Source organism: Mammaliicoccus sp. Q-M61 (assembly GCF_022386055.1).
Lineage (GTDB): Bacteria > Bacillota > Bacilli > Staphylococcales > Staphylococcaceae > Mammaliicoccus > Mammaliicoccus sciuri_A.
In genome coordinates this window covers 13,464-31,269 of the sequence record NZ_JAJNJL010000001.1, presented here as the reverse complement: position 1 = coordinate 31,269, position 17,806 = coordinate 13,464, and the positions used below count along the sequence as shown (strand labels likewise).

Annotated in this window: 19 protein-coding genes; all 19 read right to left on the bottom strand. The window is 32.9% G+C overall.

What is annotated here, in order from left to right; all coding sequences use genetic code 11:
* Window positions 1–10: 10 nt before the first annotated feature.
* Entirely contained in the window at window positions 11–808 is a 798-nt protein-coding gene (locus LQ677_RS00145) for an ATP-binding protein (protein ID WP_191835557.1), read from the bottom strand.
* Window positions 809–886: 78 nt separating this feature from the next.
* On the bottom strand, window positions 887–1,090 hold the full coding sequence (locus LQ677_RS00140; protein ID WP_025905040.1) for a DUF6501 family protein: 204 nt from the start codon (window positions 1,088–1,090) through the stop codon (window positions 887–889).
* A gap of 15 nt (window positions 1,091–1,105) precedes the next feature.
* The gene (locus tag LQ677_RS00135) at window positions 1,106–1,921 is read right to left on the bottom strand and encodes a VOC family protein (RefSeq protein ID WP_191835558.1); all 816 of its coding nucleotides are present in this window, start codon (window positions 1,919–1,921) and stop codon (window positions 1,106–1,108) included.
* 653 nt (window positions 1,922–2,574) lie between these two features.
* Window positions 2,575–2,757 carry a hypothetical protein gene (locus tag LQ677_RS00130; RefSeq protein WP_191835559.1) on the bottom strand — a complete coding sequence of 61 codons (183 nt, stop codon included), beginning with the start codon at window positions 2,755–2,757 and terminating at the stop codon, window positions 2,575–2,577.
* 157 nt (window positions 2,758–2,914) lie between these two features.
* Window positions 2,915–4,159 carry a 2-oxoglutarate dehydrogenase complex dihydrolipoyllysine-residue succinyltransferase gene (gene odhB, locus LQ677_RS00125; RefSeq protein ID WP_037590502.1) on the bottom strand — a complete coding sequence of 415 codons (1,245 nt, stop codon included), beginning with the start codon at window positions 4,157–4,159 and terminating at the stop codon, window positions 2,915–2,917.
* Window positions 4,160–4,172: 13 nt separating this feature from the next.
* Entirely contained in the window at window positions 4,173–6,959 is a 2,787-nt protein-coding gene (locus tag LQ677_RS00120) for a 2-oxoglutarate dehydrogenase E1 component (RefSeq protein ID WP_191835561.1), read from the bottom strand.
* A gap of 91 nt (window positions 6,960–7,050) precedes the next feature.
* On the bottom strand, window positions 7,051–8,427 hold the full coding sequence (locus LQ677_RS00115) for a HAMP domain-containing sensor histidine kinase (RefSeq protein ID WP_191835562.1): 1,377 nt from the start codon (window positions 8,425–8,427) through the stop codon (window positions 7,051–7,053).
* Window positions 8,424–9,098 carry a response regulator transcription factor gene (locus LQ677_RS00110; protein ID WP_037590505.1) on the bottom strand — a complete coding sequence of 225 codons (675 nt, stop codon included), beginning with the start codon at window positions 9,096–9,098 and terminating at the stop codon, window positions 8,424–8,426. Before LQ677_RS00110 ends, LQ677_RS00115 begins: the two co-directional genes overlap by 4 nt.
* Window positions 9,099–9,863: 765 nt before the next feature.
* Complete coding sequence (locus LQ677_RS00105; RefSeq protein ID WP_037590506.1) at window positions 9,864–10,472, bottom strand: phosphatase PAP2 family protein; 609 nt, start codon at window positions 10,470–10,472, stop codon at window positions 9,864–9,866.
* Between the two features lie 13 nt (window positions 10,473–10,485).
* Entirely contained in the window at window positions 10,486–11,553 is a 1,068-nt protein-coding gene (locus tag LQ677_RS00100; protein ID WP_191835563.1) for an undecaprenyldiphospho-muramoylpentapeptide beta-N-acetylglucosaminyltransferase, read from the bottom strand.
* Between the two features lie 2 nt (window positions 11,554–11,555).
* Window positions 11,556–12,086 (bottom strand): GNAT family N-acetyltransferase, encoded by a 531-nt coding sequence (locus LQ677_RS00095; RefSeq protein ID WP_191835564.1) that lies wholly within the window; start codon window positions 12,084–12,086, stop codon window positions 11,556–11,558.
* Window positions 12,087–13,514: a S41 family peptidase gene (locus LQ677_RS00090; RefSeq protein WP_191835565.1), complete on the bottom strand. Its 1,428-nt coding sequence runs from the start codon at window positions 13,512–13,514 to the stop codon at window positions 12,087–12,089. It abuts the gene before it with no gap.
* Window positions 13,515–13,955: 441 nt separating this feature from the next.
* On the bottom strand, window positions 13,956–14,177 hold the full coding sequence (locus LQ677_RS00085) for a YozE family protein (RefSeq protein WP_025906287.1): 222 nt from the start codon (window positions 14,175–14,177) through the stop codon (window positions 13,956–13,958).
* A complete protein-coding gene (locus tag LQ677_RS00080) occupies window positions 14,174–14,680 on the bottom strand; it encodes a PTS sugar transporter subunit IIA (protein WP_239747969.1) in 507 nt (168 codons plus the stop codon). Before LQ677_RS00080 ends, LQ677_RS00085 begins: the two co-directional genes overlap by 4 nt.
* Before the next feature lie 14 nt (window positions 14,681–14,694).
* Complete coding sequence (msrB, locus tag LQ677_RS00075; RefSeq protein ID WP_025906285.1) at window positions 14,695–15,123, bottom strand: peptide-methionine (R)-S-oxide reductase MsrB; 429 nt, start codon at window positions 15,121–15,123, stop codon at window positions 14,695–14,697.
* 1 nt (window position 15,124) lies between these two features.
* A complete protein-coding gene (gene msrA, locus LQ677_RS00070) occupies window positions 15,125–15,643 on the bottom strand; it encodes a peptide-methionine (S)-S-oxide reductase MsrA (RefSeq protein ID WP_037560246.1) in 519 nt (172 codons plus the stop codon).
* Window positions 15,644–15,670: 27 nt separating this feature from the next.
* Window positions 15,671–16,237: a DUF2140 family protein gene (locus tag LQ677_RS00065; protein ID WP_239739351.1), complete on the bottom strand. Its 567-nt coding sequence runs from the start codon at window positions 16,235–16,237 to the stop codon at window positions 15,671–15,673.
* The gene (locus LQ677_RS00060) at window positions 16,227–17,069 is read right to left on the bottom strand and encodes a DegV family protein (RefSeq protein WP_196308263.1); all 843 of its coding nucleotides are present in this window, start codon (window positions 17,067–17,069) and stop codon (window positions 16,227–16,229) included. Before LQ677_RS00060 ends, LQ677_RS00065 begins: the two co-directional genes overlap by 11 nt.
* Complete coding sequence (locus LQ677_RS00055) at window positions 17,056–17,805, bottom strand: lysophospholipid acyltransferase family protein (RefSeq protein WP_196308262.1); 750 nt, start codon at window positions 17,803–17,805, stop codon at window positions 17,056–17,058. The genes LQ677_RS00060 and LQ677_RS00055 overlap by 14 nt, the downstream gene beginning before the upstream one ends.
* Window position 17,806: the final 1 nt, after the last annotated feature.

The window sequence follows — 17,806 nt, the reverse complement described above, 5'->3', positions numbered from 1 at the left end:
GATATTCTCCTTACTCGAAAATTAATTCAATTGCATTTTGTATAGCTTGTTGTTCTCTTTCGTCGTCTATTTTGTCTATAATAGCGCGTTTAATTGCACGTCTTACTGGAATGACAGTTGCTAAATCAGCTAAGTCAATCAATGCTCTTATACTCGCTGACTCTTCTGAAATTTGACCTTGGCTCGACATAATGCGTAAATCCTTATTAAATTGAACGATTGAATCGATGATTTCATCATCTTGTAATGCACTTTGTTCTTTAATAATCATTTTTAATGTTTCGCCATCTATATAATCAATATCCAAGACAACGAATCTGTTTTTTAATGCTTCGTTCATTGGTAATGTTCCGATATAGCCTACATTGATTGCGGCAATAACTGAAAATCCTTCTTTAGCTTGTACGACTTCACCAGTAAATGGATTCGTTAATGCTCTTCTAAAGTCTAATACACCATTTAAAATAGGTAACGTTTCTGGTTTCGCCATATTGATTTCATCGATATATAAAATGTCGCCATTCTTCATCGCTTTAATAACAGGTCCATCGATAAATACGATTTGTTGATGACCTTGTTCGTTTGTTTCAATTGTTTTGAAACCTAATAAACTTTCGGCATCTAAATCTACAGAACAGTTTACAGAATGCATCGGTTTGTTTAAATCTCTCGCAAGTGTTTCAGCAAGTTTCGTTTTTCCTGAACCAGTCGGTCCTTTTAAAAGTATATTCTTATTAAGCTTTATCATAGACAAAGCGTCATCATATATTGTTTCATCGTTGTTTAAATATTTATTAAAATTAGCCATTGTGTTCTCCTTTAGTACATTTTATAAACTTAAAAAAGAGTCCGGAACATATAGATGTATCAGACTCTTATCGTATATTTATACTTCTTTAAAGTATGTTTTGTAGTAGCCGCCAACATGACCAGAATTATCAATGATTTGATAATATTCTTCTGTTTCATTAACGACATCATATGTTTTACCTACTGTTAACATATCAGATACTTTAAATTTTTGTGCATCTGTATGTGTAACTTCTACTTGTTTAATAACGTGATTTTCTTTCCAAGTTTCATGTAACATAAATAAACCGCTCCTTTAATTCACTGTGTCATATGTAATTGTAATGATGATGCCAGTTAAGTCACGCACATATAACGAAATTAAGCCGGCTTCATGTTGAATAATATGATGTTCCATTTCAATTCCTTTAACGTGATTAACAATTTTTTCAAAATGATCGATATCATCAATGGAGATTGCTACTCTTTCGATAGGTGGATTCAATGACTCAATCGCATCTGGATAATCAATCAAATGTAACTCTCCGCCATTTCCACCAGCACCGACTTTAAATACGATAGCTGACTCATCATCTATTGTCTTGTATTCAGCAAACAATTGCAACTCAAAAATATTATTTAATAATGAGCCAGTTGCTTGAGTCTCAGGTGATTTAACCATGACCGGCCCTATTCCTTGAATTTGATGAATAGGACTAATTGGACCACCATCATATGCAGTTCCAAGTGGTACACCAGAATTTTGTTCATCAGAAATTAGATGTAACGCATGTCCATTATTATCATAAAATTTAAATAGATGCTTGCCATTTAATTGTTGTACAGACTCATATTTAACTTGATGATCATCAAATTGTTGTTTATATTCATATAATGCGTAATCAGTCGGTACACGTAAAGCAATCCCGTGAAAATGCGTATCTAGTTCTTCTGAATCACCAGAATATTGCTTGAAAATCAGTCTCGTACCAGGAGCAAGATTTGCATCACCAATATGTAAGATATTCTTTTCATGGTTCATCAAGGTATTAAGCCCTAAAATATCTTTATAAAATGACTCTGTTTCTTTAATATCAAAAGTCCATAATGTAACACTTCTTAGTCCATTCATGAATATCTCTCCTATATATGAATTCCTATAAATTATATCAAATAAATTCAAAGTATGACAAATCAATCAAATTGAGAATAATGAAAAATATATTTTTGGGTTGTATGGGTGTCGTTACGAACAAGTTTGGCTGAAAGTGTTCATAAGATCCGCGTTACGAACAAGTTTAGTCGAAAGTGTTCATAAGAGCCCTAGTATTTACACTTCTTACGAGTTTTGTAAATAAAGACCCCGTTATTAGCAGTTCTGGCCCAAAGTGCAAATACTGATACTGTTATTAGCAGTTCTGGCCCAAAGTGCAAATACTGATACTGTTATTAGCAGTTCTGGCTCAAAGTGCAAATACTGATACCGTTATTAGCAGTTCTAGCTCAAAGTGCAAATACTAGTATCGTTATTAGCAGTTCTGGCCCAAGGTGCAAATACTGCCCCCATTATTAGCAGTTCTAGCCCAAGGTGCAAATACTGATGTCGTTATTAGCAGTTCTGGCCCAAGGTGCAAATACTGCCCCATTATTAGCAGTTCTAGCTCAAAGTGTAAATACTGCCCGCGTTATTAGCAGTTCTGGCTAAAAGTGCAAATAACCTCAATCCATATTAACTTTTATATAATAAAAGCCACCAATCCCCCATGAAATTGGTGGCAAAATCCTTTATCTATTTTTCTTACTCAATCGTTCTTCCATTTGTTTAATTTTATCCTGATTGACTTTCAAGTTTGCTTTGATTTGTTCCATTTTCTTCTTTGCTCGTTCCCTGCTGCCCTCATCTTCTGCAGCACGTTTTTCATAGTAATACGCGTCTTCTTTCCAACGTTCATGTATCGATTTACCCATATTATCCCCCATTTAAAATTATTGTTTTAATTAAATACTTTCTTTATAGTAAGCCATTTTTAACTAAAAATAAAACCCCAACTCAGAATTGAGATGATTCATAAAACGAAAAAATACAACGACGATTTCCGTCGTTGTATTTTCCCTTAATCCGATATTAAGATTCCAATAATAAATCTTCTGGATTTTCAATTAAATCTTTAATTGTTTTTAAGAATCCTACTGCTTGTTTTCCATCAATAATTCTGTGGTCATAGCTTAACGCGATGTACATCATCGGTCTATTTTCCATACGATCTTTATCAATTGCAATTGGTCTTGTAACAATTGAGTGCATACCTAAAATAGCAGCTTGTGTACCATTGATAATTGGTGTAGACATTAATGAACCAAATACACCACCATTAGTTATAGTGAATGATCCACCCATCATGTCATCTAAGCCTAATTTTTTGTCTTTAGCTTTAACAGCTAAGTCTACGATATCTTGTTCGATTTCAGCGAAGTTTTTCTTGTCACAATCTTTAACGATTGGTACTACTAAACCTTCTTCTGTAGAAACGGCAATACCGATATCATAGAATTGTTTAAGTACTAAATCAGTACCATCAATTTCAGCATTTACATCAGGATATTTCTTCAATGCTGCTACTGCTGCTTTAGTGAAGAATGACATGAATCCTAAACGTGTACCGTTATGGTCTTCTTGGAATTTTTCTTTCTTACGTTTACGTAATTCCATTACGTTAGTCATATCAACTTCATTAAATGTTGTTAACATAGCTGTATTATTAGATACTTCTAATAATTTCTTAGCTATTGTTTGACGTCTACGTGATAATTTCTCACGAACAACAGGTTTAGAAGGATTGTCATTAGATTTAGCTTGTGCTGGTTGGCTTTTCTCAGCTGGTTTAGCTTGTGGTTGAGGTTTAGCTGCACTTTCAACGTCTTCTGGACGAATAACGTCGCCTGCTTGTGTCTTAACCTTGCTTAAGTCGATACCTTTTTCACGTGCTAAACGACGTGCTGATGGTGTTGCTTGAATTCTTTCATTTGAAGATGCTGTTTCTTCTTTAGTTTCTGTAGCTTCTGGTTTACCTGCATCTTCTTTAGATGGTTCTTCTTGCTTTTCAGGTTTAGCATCGTTTGAAGCTGGTTGTGCTTCTCCATCTGAAACAACTGCAATGACTGAACCTACTTCAACAGTATCGCCTTCTTCAGCTTTGATTTCAGTTAGAACACCTGCAACTTCTGAAATGACTTCAACATTTACTTTGTCAGTTTCAAGTTCGACGATATTTTCGCCTTTTTCAACTTGGTCACCAACTGATTTGAGCCATTCTGAAATTGTTCCTTCTGTAATTGATTCTGCTAATTCTGGTACTTTTACCTCTGACATGATTCTTTTCCCCCTAATTATGTTTTAAAGCTTCTTGGATTACTTTACTTTGTATAAGTTTGTATATTTCGCCGTCGCCTTCTGCAGTTGAAGAACGTACTTTACGACCGTGATATTCAAGCTCTACTTTGCGATCTTCTAGAATGTCTTGAAGTTTTAAGCTAACGAATGACCAAGCACCTTGGTTTTTCGCTTCTTCTTGAACCCAGCGAACTGTTTCTAGATTTCTGAATTCAGAAAGAACGTTCTTTATCTCTTCTTTAGGGAATGGATAAAGTTGTTCAAGTGCAATTAGACAAAGTTCATCGTTAGGATTTTTTTGTAATTCAGTTTTTAAGTCAATAAACATTTTTCCTGATGAAATAATAACTTTCTTAACTTTAGTCTTCTTATATGGTTCAACTAAAATTGGTTCAAATTGTCCTTTAGTGAATTCTTCAATTGGACGAGAAACAATTTTATTTCTTAATAAGCTTTTTGGTGACATTAAGACTAATGGTCTCATTTTATCTGTGTTAAGATATTTTGCATGTCTTCTTAATAAGTGATAATAGTTAGAAGCACTTGTTAAGTTAGCGATTGTCATGTTGTTTTCGCCAGCTAATTGTAAAAATCTTTCCAATCTTGCTGATGAATGTTCAGGACCTTGTCCTTCATTACTATGTGGTAAGAATAAAGCTAAACCACTCTTTTCTCCCCATTTAGCATTGCTGTTAGATAAGAAGTTATCGAATATCATTTGTGCCATATTTGCAAAGTCACCGTATTGCGCTTCCCAAATATTAAATGATTGTGGATGATCAACATTATAACCATATTCAAAACCAACTACTGCAGCTTCAGATAATGGTGAGTTATGAATATCGAATGATGCTTTACCATTCGGTACGTGATGTAATGGAATAAATAACTTACCATCTTTCTCATCATGTAACACAGCATGTCTATGCGCGAATGTTCCACGTTCTGAATCTTGTCCAGTTAATCGAATTGGTGTACCATTTTGTAAAATTGTCGCAAATGCAAGTTGTTCAGCATGTGCCCAGTCTACAAGACCGTCTTTTTCAAATGGTTCACGACGTCTATCTAATACTTTGTTTAACTTCTTGAAGACTGTGAAATCTTCTGGATAATCAAACATTGCATCATTGATCGCTTTTAATTCTTCATAAGTAGCGTTTGCTAACTCATAATCTTGTCCTTCACTGATGTTATCAGGTAAAGTCATTTCTGGATTATCCATTTCAGCATCTTTATCAATCTTGTCATGAGCAGCTCTTAGGCGTTTCGTTACATCTTCAAAAATTTCATTCATTTCAGCTTTTGTAATAATGCCTTCTTCGACAAGCTTTTTACCATAAATATGTTCAATAGATGGATGTTCTTTAATCGCTTTATACATCATTGGATTTGTAATAGATGGTTCGTCCATTTCGTTATGTCCATAACGTCTATAACCAACTAAATCGATGACGAAATCTTTATTGAATTTCTCTCTGAAGTCCATTGCCATTTCAATTGCTTTAACAGTAGCTTCAACATCATCTGCATTTACATGGATAATTGGTAAGTCATAACCTTTTGCAACATCAGTTGAGTATGTTGTTGAGCGTCCATCTTCTGCTTCAGTAGTGAAACCAATTCTGTTATTCGTAATAATGTGTAATGAACCACCAGTTGTGTAACCATCTAAGTTACTCAAGTTCATAGATTCAAAGTTAATACCTTGTCCAGGGAATGCAGCATCACCATGAATTAAGACTGCAAGTGATTTATTAACATCTTGACTTGGTCTTCCAGTATCAATTGTTGTATCTTGATTAGCTCTCGCTTTACCAAGAACGACTGGAGAAACGATTTCTAGGTGACTTGGGTTGTTTGCTAAAGTAATCGATTGTTCGATACCGTATTTACTTGTTGTCTTCGTACCACCTAAGTGATATTTAACATCGCCTGTCCAACCAGCTGTGATTTCTAAAGAACCATCTTTCGGTAAGAAAATAAGTGGGTTCTTATGCATAAATTCAGAAATCATCATTTCATATGGCTTTTCTAATACATGAGTTAAAACGTTTAATCTACCCCTATGCGCCATACCAATTTGGATGTTTGGTATATTTGCAGCATTCGTACGTTTTAAGACTCTTTGTAACATTGGTACTAAACTATCTACACCCTCGATTGAGAAGCGTTTAGCACCTACGAAATTCTTATGGATATATTTTTCAAAGCCTTCTACTTCAGCTAAACTTTTTAATAATTCGATTTTTTCTTCTTTAGAAATTTCAATTGTATGTGTTGATTCGATATATCTCTTCAACCATACGCGTTCTTCATTATTATTAATATGCGTGTACTCAAAAGCGATAGGACCTTGGTAACAAGAAGTCATATATTCTATTGCTTCATATGCATTGTTAAATTCTCCATCAAAGTGATCTGATACGATAACTGCTGGAAGTTTTTCCAAAGTTTCTTTTGAAAGTCCAAAGTCTTGATGTGTTAATTTTGGTACGTTTTTTCTTTCTGGACGGTACACTGGATAAATATCTGCAGTTAAATGTCCATACTGTCTGATATTATCAATTAAACGCATTACACGTTTTACACTTGAGTTGTCCACCCCAGTACTTGATTGTAGGCCAGCGCCTGTGTTGTTACTTGTTAATTCATCGAATAACACTTGCAAGTCTTCCGGTACTGACTCTGGATCATTAACGTAATTATCATACATTTCTAACATTAACCCTAAGTTAGTTCCAAATCTTACAGGTGCTTCGACATGATTATCATTCTTCATGTTCCACCCTCCAAGAAAATTATAAACCGTTTACATTTCCATTTTAGCACTTAACAGTATTGAGTTAAAGGCTAATTTGACAATATTGAACTTATTTGTTTATAAAAGATTCTTTGAATACAACTGATATTTTTGTGTACTCATTCACAACACTTTCAACTTTTACAATTCCATCATAAGAATTAACTAATTTCTTAGCAATTGAAAGGCCGAGTCCATTGCCGCCTTCTTTTCTAGAACGTGATTTATCAACTCTATAAAAGCGGTCAAATATGAATTCTAAGTCTTTTTGAGGTATGCCCACACCATGGTCAATAATATCAATTGTAATATTTCTATTTTTTAAATTCGTCACAATTTCAATGTTTTTATTTTTCTTATCATATTTCATAGCGTTATCAATAAAGATTAATAACATTTGTTCAAAATGAAATCGATTGATATTCATTCTAATAGCGTTGTAATTTGATTCGAAATTGAATGTATAATCTGGATGTAATTTCTTTAATGATTTAATTCTAGAATTTATTTCATAGTTGATATCGACAATATCAATCTCATCACCTGTACTAGATCGAGCGTCTTTTGATAATAATAGAAGTTCTTCGACGAGTTTCGTAATGCGTGTCATTTCTTCTATAGAAATATCTAGAGATTCTTCTAATACTTCTGGATTGTTTTTACCCCATCTTTGAATGAGGTTTAAATGCCCTTGTATAATTTGCAGCGGTGTTCTCAATTCATGTGAAGCATCTTCGACGAATTGTTTCTGTTGGTCGAAAGAACTTTCCAATTGTTCCATCATTCTATTAAATGTTTGGATCATATCGTCTGTTTCTTCATAGTTTGTGGGTACTTCAAGCTTTTCTTGGAAACCGTCTCTACGAATTTGTTTCATTTTATCGGATAATATCGTAATAGGTTTTGTGATTTGTGACGAGAATACATAACTGATTAATGCAATTAAGAACAATGCCGTTAATCCAAATACAGTTGCTAGTATAATCATAAATTTAATAATGGCATCATAATTTGCTAGTGGATGGACAACAGCTTCATAACCACTGAAATAACTTGTGTTTACAGGTGTATAAACGACAATATATGATTTATTATTTTGTTTCGTTTCATAAACTTTAAGTTGACTCACACGTTCAAATTTAGGCGTATAATCTAAATCATTATTATGTGTTTCTTCAAAAATTGGTTTACCAAATCTATCATATAGCACAAGCTTTTGATTATCCGTTATCGTCGCATTAATATCAGTTGAAGTAATTTGACCAAGTGTCTTCGTCTTCAATAAATTAATAGTGTCGTATGTACTTCTTGTTGCTGTGCTTGTTTCTTGGTCTTTCAAATATAAACTAATGAAATAAATGATAAACATACTGAACAAAGCAAATATAATAAACGTAATCGTCGTAGTGAGCATCATCCATTTAGTCTTTAATGATTGTTGTTTCATGATCTAATCACGTATCCCACTCCTCTAACAGTTTCGATAATATTCTCTTTCTTGAATGGTTTTAGTTTGTTACGTAAATAACGAATATATACGTCCACAACATTTGTCTCAACTTCTGACTCATAACCCCATACATGATTTAAAATCTGCTCTCTTTGTAAGACGAAATTTTGATTTTCAGCCAATAATAATAACAATTCGTATTCAGTCTTCGTTAAATCAACAGATTCACCATGGATAGATACAGAAAAAGCATTTTTATCAATTGTTAAATCATTAACAGTAATTGTGTGACTTACTGGTTCAACTGTTACATTTCTTCTAATAATAACGCGAATTCTCGCTAATAATTCTTCAATATCAAATGGTTTAACGATATAATCATCTGCGCCATAATCAAGACCAATAACTTTATCATATGTATCGCCCTTAGCCGTTATCATAATAATCGGCGTATCTTTCTCACGACGAACACGTCTACATACTTCAAGACCATTCATTTTTGGTAACATGAGATCTAATAATATACAATTGTAATCTTCAGCTAGAGCTTGGTTTAATCCACTCTCACCATCATTACATATTTCCACTTCATAGTCCTCATGCTTAAGTTCTAATTCTATAAATCTTGCTAAATTTTGTTCATCTTCTATGATGAGTATCTTTTTCATAGTGCCACCTCGTAATAAAATTATAAAAGTTTTCAATTTTTAATTGACAATGATTCTCAGTTAGTTATAATAGTAATTGAAAATGATTATCAATGAAAGAGTTCCCCCTCTAGTAAAAGATAACATTTTCGAGTTTAACATGTTCATTATATATGAGCATTACTATTTTATCATTTAAAATAGTAAAAAATTTAAATAACTAATTGACATTCATTCTCAATTGGTTATAATAGTAATTGAAAATGATTATCAATCAAATAAAAGAGTTCCCCCTCTAAGTATGGATTGAACATTTTCTATAACCCCCTTTTATGCCCATAAAAGTAAAACAGCCGCAGTGATTCTGTCCAAATCACTGTGGCTGTTTTTTGTTTGGATTTAATAGAGGAATAGAAGCGTTATGAGCAGTTCTGGTGAGAACTGCAAATAACGGTATCAGTATTAGCACTTTTGGCGAGAACTGCAAATAACGGTATCAGTATTAGCACTTTTGGCCAGAACTGCAAATAACGGTACCAGTATTAGCACTTTTGGTAAGAACTGCAAATAACGCGGTTCTTATGAACACTTCTGGCCAAACTTGTTCGTAACGAGTGCCTTATGAACACTTTCGGCCAAACTTGTTCATAACGGGTGTCTTATGAACACTTCTGGACAAACTTGTTCGTAACGACGCTACTATATTCACCTCGCCCGAAATAACATCCGCACATCCCCTATTTAATCCAAAAAAAGTATGGAACAGCTCACCTGTTCCATACTCATCTATAATTTCTTTCGTAACATACTTTGAGTTAGCATTATGCAAATGACGCCACCGATTATACCAGCAATGATATCAGTTGGATAATGTACGCCTAAATATACGCGTGATGATGATATCATTGCGATACAAATGACACATAACCCCATCAAATAAGGTCGAATAGATTTGTTCGCCACTCTAAATATAATGAATATTAGTGATCCGAAAAATGCCGTGGATCCCATTGCATGTCCGCTTGGAAAACTAAATCCAGATATATCTATCAGTCTAAGTAAAGTTGGTCTTTCTCTGTCGAATATATTTTTAAGAAGTGGATTTAATGTACCTGATAAAATCATCGTAACTGCAAAAAATAATGTTTCAATGTTATATTTTTTAAGTTTTAAGTAACAAATCACAATGAGTGATAAGGCAATCATTGCCCAAACTTCTCCTAGTTTTGTGAAACCAAGCATTATAGAAGTCGTTATAAAGCTTTCAGTTGAATATATAAAGTTATAAACTTCATTATCAATCCATTTACCGAGTCTTGATTCATGGAAAAATGCAATGACTCCAAATATCAAACTAAATATTAGTATGAGTAAAGTACGGTTTGCTTGGCTCATTCGATTGCCCCCTTTACTTTATGTCTGATTCGATTTTGTTAAATAGTGTTTCTTTAGTATAACTTTCTTTGAAATGTGACATTTTGTCAATAATAGCTTCACGTTCGTTTTCTAATTTATCAAGTTGACTGATCAGATTAGATTGGTCGACATCTTTTTCTTGTAATACTTTAGCATATCCATTTTTCTCGAAAATTTTAGCGTTATCAATTTGGTCTCCTCTAGATTGATCTAAACCAAGTGGGATTAATAACATAGGTAATTTCAATGTCGCAAATTCATATATAGCGTTAGCCCCTGCTCTACTGATGACAGTGTCTGTAATCGCATAGAAGTGCATTAATTCATTTGAAACAAACTCATATTGGACATAGTTGTCGTTTTTAATACTATGATCTACATGACCTTTACCAGTTAAATGAATAATTTGATATTTCTTTGTTAAATAGTCTAAGTTATCTCTAATCGCTTTATTTAAAGCTTTAGAACCTAAGCTACCACCCATTACGAGTAATACAGGTAATTGATCATTAAAGCCCGTTAATTGATAACCTTCTTCTTTAGAGCCATCTCTTAAATCTTCTCTAATAATCGCACCAATATAATCTGATTTTTCTTTAGGTACATATTTTAAAGTTTCTTCAAAAGTTGTATACATTTTATTAGCAAATTTCATTGATATTTTATTTGCTAAACCAGGTGTAACATCTGATTCATGTACAATTGATGGAATTTTTAATGATTTGGCAGCGATAATAACTGGAACACTGACAAATCCACCTTTAGAAAAGACTAAATCTGGTTTTTCTTTTTTTAATACTTTTCTAGCGTCTAATACACCTTTTAATACTTTAAAGACATCTTTTAAATTCTCAAAAGATAAATATCGACGTAACTTACCACTTGATATCGGAATATATTTCGTATCTTTGGCAGAGTCAGTAATCATTTCTTTTTCTATACCGTTTTTAGATCCAATATATATTGTTTCGATATCACGTTTTTGTGCTTCAGGAATCAGTGCTAAATTTACTGCAACATGTCCTATCGTACCGCCACCGGTAAATGCTATCTTCTTCATGTTTATTTCTCCTCGTTCTCTATCAATTTATAATATGCATAAAATGGTGCGTTCTTATCAAATGGAAACTCATCTGTTTCATATTCACCTATTTTAATAAAATCAAATTTTTCAAAAAGTCTTTGTGCACGTTTATTGAGTGAAAATGTATCCGTTATGATAATAGGCGTGCCTGCTTCAGTAGCAATATCAATAGCAAATTGCATCATCTTCATTGCGATACCTTTATATTCAGGATTTGTAGCCATTCTATGAATGACATATGCGCCGTTAGTATTAGCTGGCCAGTCGAATTGTTTATACCATTCAGCTTGTACTTGATTGACACATATATAACCTGCAATGTCATTGTTTTCTTCATATAGATATAAGTCTCCGTTATCTATATCTTCGTAGAAATGCTTCTCTAAAGGATAACGATGATCCCATTGAGGATTCTGGTCGTTCTCCATAATCGATTTAGCCATTTCTGTTAATTGATTAATATGTTGAATATCTGATCTTGTTGCTTTTCTCAAACTAGTTTCCCCCATTTACTTATGCATATATTGTATTGCTTCATCAAGTTGTTTATCTTCACTGCGGATTTTCTTGCGTAAAAGTTCAATAAATTTCTTAGTTGTATCATCTGTGAAAATACCATTTGCTGTTAAATCATGGTCACTTTGGAATGATTTAACTTGTGATGTCAGTTGGGCATCAAATTTGTCATTTTCATTGTTAATATTATACCCTAAAGCGTTCAAACCAATCTTAATTGATTTAATTTCTTTAGATTGATCGCCTTCTTGGTAAGTTTTACTTGGATCGATTATTTCAATTTCTTCATATTTAGGTGCTTTAATGGTTTTATCTGGTTGAATACCTTTTTTATGAATATAAGATTTATTAGGTGTTAACCATCTCATGTTTGTATATTTTAAAATACTAGAATCGCTAAATTCTTTATGAACTTGACCGATACCTTTACCAAAAGTCGTTGTTCCTAGTACGTCTGCAATTTTATAATCTTGTAAAGCACCAGCGAATATTTCGGCAGCACTTGCAGAACCTTTATTAACGAGTACCGTATAGTCCATATCGTCAATACCAGACATTTTGTCGTTTTCAGTTTCAACTGCTTGTGGCTTATCACCTTTCGTTTCTAGATATATAACAGGTTTATTTTTATCAACAAACAAGTTAACGCTTGTCACAACTTCATCTAATAGGCCACCTGGATTGTTTCTTAAATCTAAAACGACATGTTTCACTTTGTCTTTTTTAGCTTGTTTCAATGCAGATTGTAATTCTTTTGTTGTTTTATTTTGGAACTTAGAAATTGCAATGACGCCAGTGTCATTTTTCTTCGTATAATCGACACTTGTAAGATGGATTTTGTCACGTTTAATTTTCACATCGAAAGGTTCTTTACCTTCTCGTTTAATTGTTAACGTAACAGTAGTACCTTTTTTACCTCTTACTTTTTTGACGATTTCATTTAAAGATTTATTTTTAATCGATTCATCGTCAACTTTCGTAATAACGTCTAAAGATTTCACGCCAGCTTTTTCAGCAGGAGAATCTTTCATAGGACTCGTAATTCTAACGTAGCCATCGTGCATTTCCATTTCTGCACCAATTCCAACAAAATCACCAGAAATTTCTTCGTTATAGCTTGTTGTATCTTTAGCGGATATGTATTCACTATAAGGGTCATCTAAAGATTTGATCATACCATCAATAGCGCCTTGCGTTAATTTGTCGTCATCAACATCTTTGTAATAGTCGTTATTAATTTGTTTATAAGCCTCTTCAATTTTGTTAAGTTCTTTTTGTTGGTCATTGCCAAAGTATAAACCGAATTTATACGAAGCAAACGATACAACAGCCGTTAATAAGACCGTAACAAATAATATAATGAATAACTTATATAAAGGAAGCGTTATTTGCCGACTTTGTTTCTTTTTAAAAGGTTTCATTTACTCACAACTTTCTTGTCAAATATAATTTATTTTAACAGTTAAATCATATAAATAAAAACACTTTGGTGTGGGAAACAGCAAAGTGAACGAATTAATAAGGAAAAATGTTCATATCGTGAGTGTAACGGGTGTCGTTAGGGACAGAATTCCGAGAAATGTCCGTAAGAATGGCCCGTCTAATTACCAGAATTTGAAATAATGATAGTTAGCGCATTCTAATTACCAGAATTCGAAATAATGATAGTTAGCGCGTTCTAACAACCACAATTCAGAATAATGGAAGTTACAGCATTCTAATTACCAGAATTCAGAATAATGGAATTTAGCGGTCTCTAATTACCACAATCCCGAATTGTGGTAATTAGCCCCCCATCATCTAACTCTACAAATGAAAAAAACACCTCATTTCCGCTTGAAAATGAGGTGTTTTACCTTACCTTAGAATTTCAACCACTCTTCGTATGATTCGAATAAGTCATCGAAGACGCTCATTGGTTGTGTGAACATGGCTTCTGTTTCTAAGTAATCTGAAAGTGTGTGGTAATCGTTTGTGAATTTAGGGAATGATAAGTCTTGGAAGATTAAATCTGCCAACTTACCTACTTCGCTTTTTTCACTTCGCTTTGTTAGTGCGTACTGATAGAAAGAATATTGTTTCATTTATTCATTTTCACATCAATAGCCTTAGTTTCACCTTTAACTAGACTTTCTAATTTTTCGATATTAATTTCTTCAGCGTCATCTGTGTTTGTAATAATTACAGGGCTGATTACTGATTTTACTTTTGATTCGATTGTTTCGATGTCGAATTTTAATAACTCATCGCCTTGTTTTACTGTATCACCAGTGTTAACAAGTGCTTCGAAGCCTTCTCCACCTAATTGAACAGTTTCTAAACCTACGTGTACCAATACTTCTAATCCGTTAGCTGCTTTAATACCTACAGCGTGATTTGAAGGTTTGAATACATTCACAACTTCTCCATCAAATGGTGCTACTACAACACCTTCTGTTGGTTTAATACCGAATCCTTCACCCATCATTTTTTGAGCAAATACTGGATCTGGAATATCTTCAATTGCTACATATTCACCTGAAATTGGTGCAAATACTTCAACATTTGTATCTTTTGATTTGTTACCGCCAAATAATTTTTTAAACATTACAATCGACTCCTCTAATTTTTAAAATGATTTACTAATTCTCCATACCCTAAATCTTCTAATTTATCATATGGAATAAATTGTACAGCAGCTGAATTAATACAATATCTTAAGCCACCAGATTCTTTAGGACCGTCATTAAAGACATGACCTAAATGACTATCTGAATCTTCAGAGCGTACTTCAGTTCTAATCATACCATGTGTTTTATCAACAAGTTCGATGATTTCTTCATCATCTAATGCTTTTGAAAAACTTGGCCAACCACAATCAGACTCAAATTTTTCTTCTGAAGTGAATAAAGGTTTACCAGATAATTTATCTACATAAATCCCTTTTTCAAAGTGATTCCAATATTCATTTTGAAAAGGTGGTTCTGTACCATTTTGTTGTGTTACGAGATATTCCATTTCATTTAATTCATCTTTACTTTTTTTAAGCATCTTAACGCCCCCAATACTTTTCTATAAATGCTTTACGTCCAGAACCTTGTTGATACCCTTGATAATGTGCGGGATTCTTCAAGTAATAATCTTGATGATATTCTTCCGCAGGGTAAAAGTTCTTGTACGGTTTAACTGGCGTAATGACTGGTTTATCAAAAATATTTTGTTCATTTAATTGATTGATTTTGTTATGCGCTATTTCTTCTTGTTCTTTGTCGTGGTAGAAAATAACTGGTTCGTAACTTTCGCCTCTATCAAAGAACTGACCTTTGTTATCTGTTGGATCAAAAGTCTTAAAGTATATATCTAAAATAGCTTCAAAGTCTGTTTCATCTTCATTGTATTCAATTTGAACAGCTTCAACATGACCAGTTTGATTTGTACAAACTTCTTCATAAGTTGGATTTTCAACATGACCACCACTATATCCGGAAGTCACTTCAATAATACCAGGGAATTCATTGAAAGGTTTAACTAAACACCAAAAACATCCCCCAGCTAACGTTGCATATGCCATAGTTGTACCTCCTTTAATGATGTTAAGTTACTTTAACTTAATATCAAAGTACCATTTTTTGTCTGAAATATCTAATGTTTGAATTTGTATAGACTCAACATTATCAATCTCCAACTGATTTAAAGATAAATTGAAGGATTCATCTTTAGGATTTACATGAATATATGGTGGAAGTTCACTATATTTTTTGATTTGAGATAGAATAAATGGATTTGAAATATTTAATTTACCAATATCTATCGATTGAATTTTGAAATAGATTGTATCGTTATTTAACTTTTTAGGTTTCGTTTGAAGTGTTATATCAATATCTTTGCCTAAAATTTTAGTACGAGTATCAAATGACAATGATTTCTTAGTGATGCGTGATTGAATATCATAATCTTTCATAGAAGCATTCATTAACGATTCTAATTGTGCATTATCAAAAGAAATGGTGAAATCTTTCTTAGTTTGTTCTGTATTTATGGTTGGATGGTTTGTACCGTCTGAAATTTGAGACCATACATAAGCTAGAGCACCAAGTATTAGAATAATTAATATAATAAAAGCATAAAACCAAGCTCTATGATTCATCCAATGTTTATTTTCCATAGAAGAACACGCCAATAGCACCTTCACCAGTATGTGTTGAAACGACTGGTGTCGTTACTGCAGTATCAAACAAGTGGAAATTTTTCTTTTCTTTAATTGTATTTATCAATTTCGTCATCAATTGTTCTGCATTCGCATCTGCAATACCAATTTTAATAAGTTCTTTCTTCTCTAAGAAGACATCTAATTCTTTCATTAAATATTTAACGATAGCATTTTGCGTTCTTGCGTTATGCATCATTTCGATTTTTCCGTTAATCAATTCGCCAATTGGTTTAATATTCATCAATGAACCAAGTAAGCCTTTCGCTTTACCGATTCTACCACCTTTAATTAAGTTGTCGATATTACCAATGACAACAAATAGTCTTAAATTATTTTTAATCACTTCAATTTCTTCAACGATTTCTTCAACAGTCTTACCTGCGTTGATCATCTTCACGACTTCTTCAATTTGGAATCCATATGCTAATGAAATGAATTGACTATCCACAACTGTAACTTTACTTTCTGTCATTTGTGCTGCTTGTTGCGCTGCACTAAATGTACCAGATAACTCAGAAGTCATATGAATACTAATAATTTCAGAACCATCTGCTCCTAATGCGTCATATGTTTCAACAATTTTACCAATTGGTGGCTGACTTGTTTTAGGTAGTTCTTTAGCGTCTTTCATTTTTTCTAGAAATTCTGTTGAGCTAATATCCTCTTGGTCTACGTACGTAACACCATCGATTAGTATATTTAGGGGTACGACAGTAATGTTATTTTCTTCTAAAAAGTCTGCTGATAAATCTGTCGTCGAATCAACAACTATTTTAATTTTTGACATAATGATTCTCCTTTAATGATTGAACAGTATTACTAATTTTTCCTTGTACAAATTGACTTACTTCTTGCATGGTCTTATCTTCAAAAATAGAAGGCTCAATTGGGTCTAGAATGTGTACATAAACATCACCAGGGACCATTTTTTTAGAATCTTGAGCTTCCATGATTTTAGATGTCCCATAAATCGCAATAGGTACAATTTTAACTTTAGCTGATTTAGCTAATTTAAAAGAACCTGCTTTAAATTCTTTCATTTCTCCGCCTTTACTTCTACTACCTTCAGGAAAAATTAATAAAGAATGCTGTTCTTTTAATTTGTTAATACCATCTTTTATCATTTGTAAACTTGCGCGTCTATTTGAACGATCTAAATATATACAATTCATTTCTTCCATCCATGGACTTAAAAACGGAATTTTTTGAACTTCAGTCTTTGAAATAAATCCAAATGGTTGTGGTAAATGATTAATTAATACAGGAATATCAAAATTACCTTCATGATTTGAAATGTATAATACAGGCTCATCAAATGGTTCTGTATTGCCAGACAAGTGTGTTGTAACACCAGCTGAATCTAGAATGCGTGAAGCCCATCTTTTTGCATATAAAAAGATCATTTCATCTTGTTTACGGACATCATTAATCAATGTCTTCTTATGCTTAACTTTGTTTAATTGTGAAGACACAAGTGCTGCATAACCTATAATATAACCGATTGTTTTCGTCGTTCTTAACATA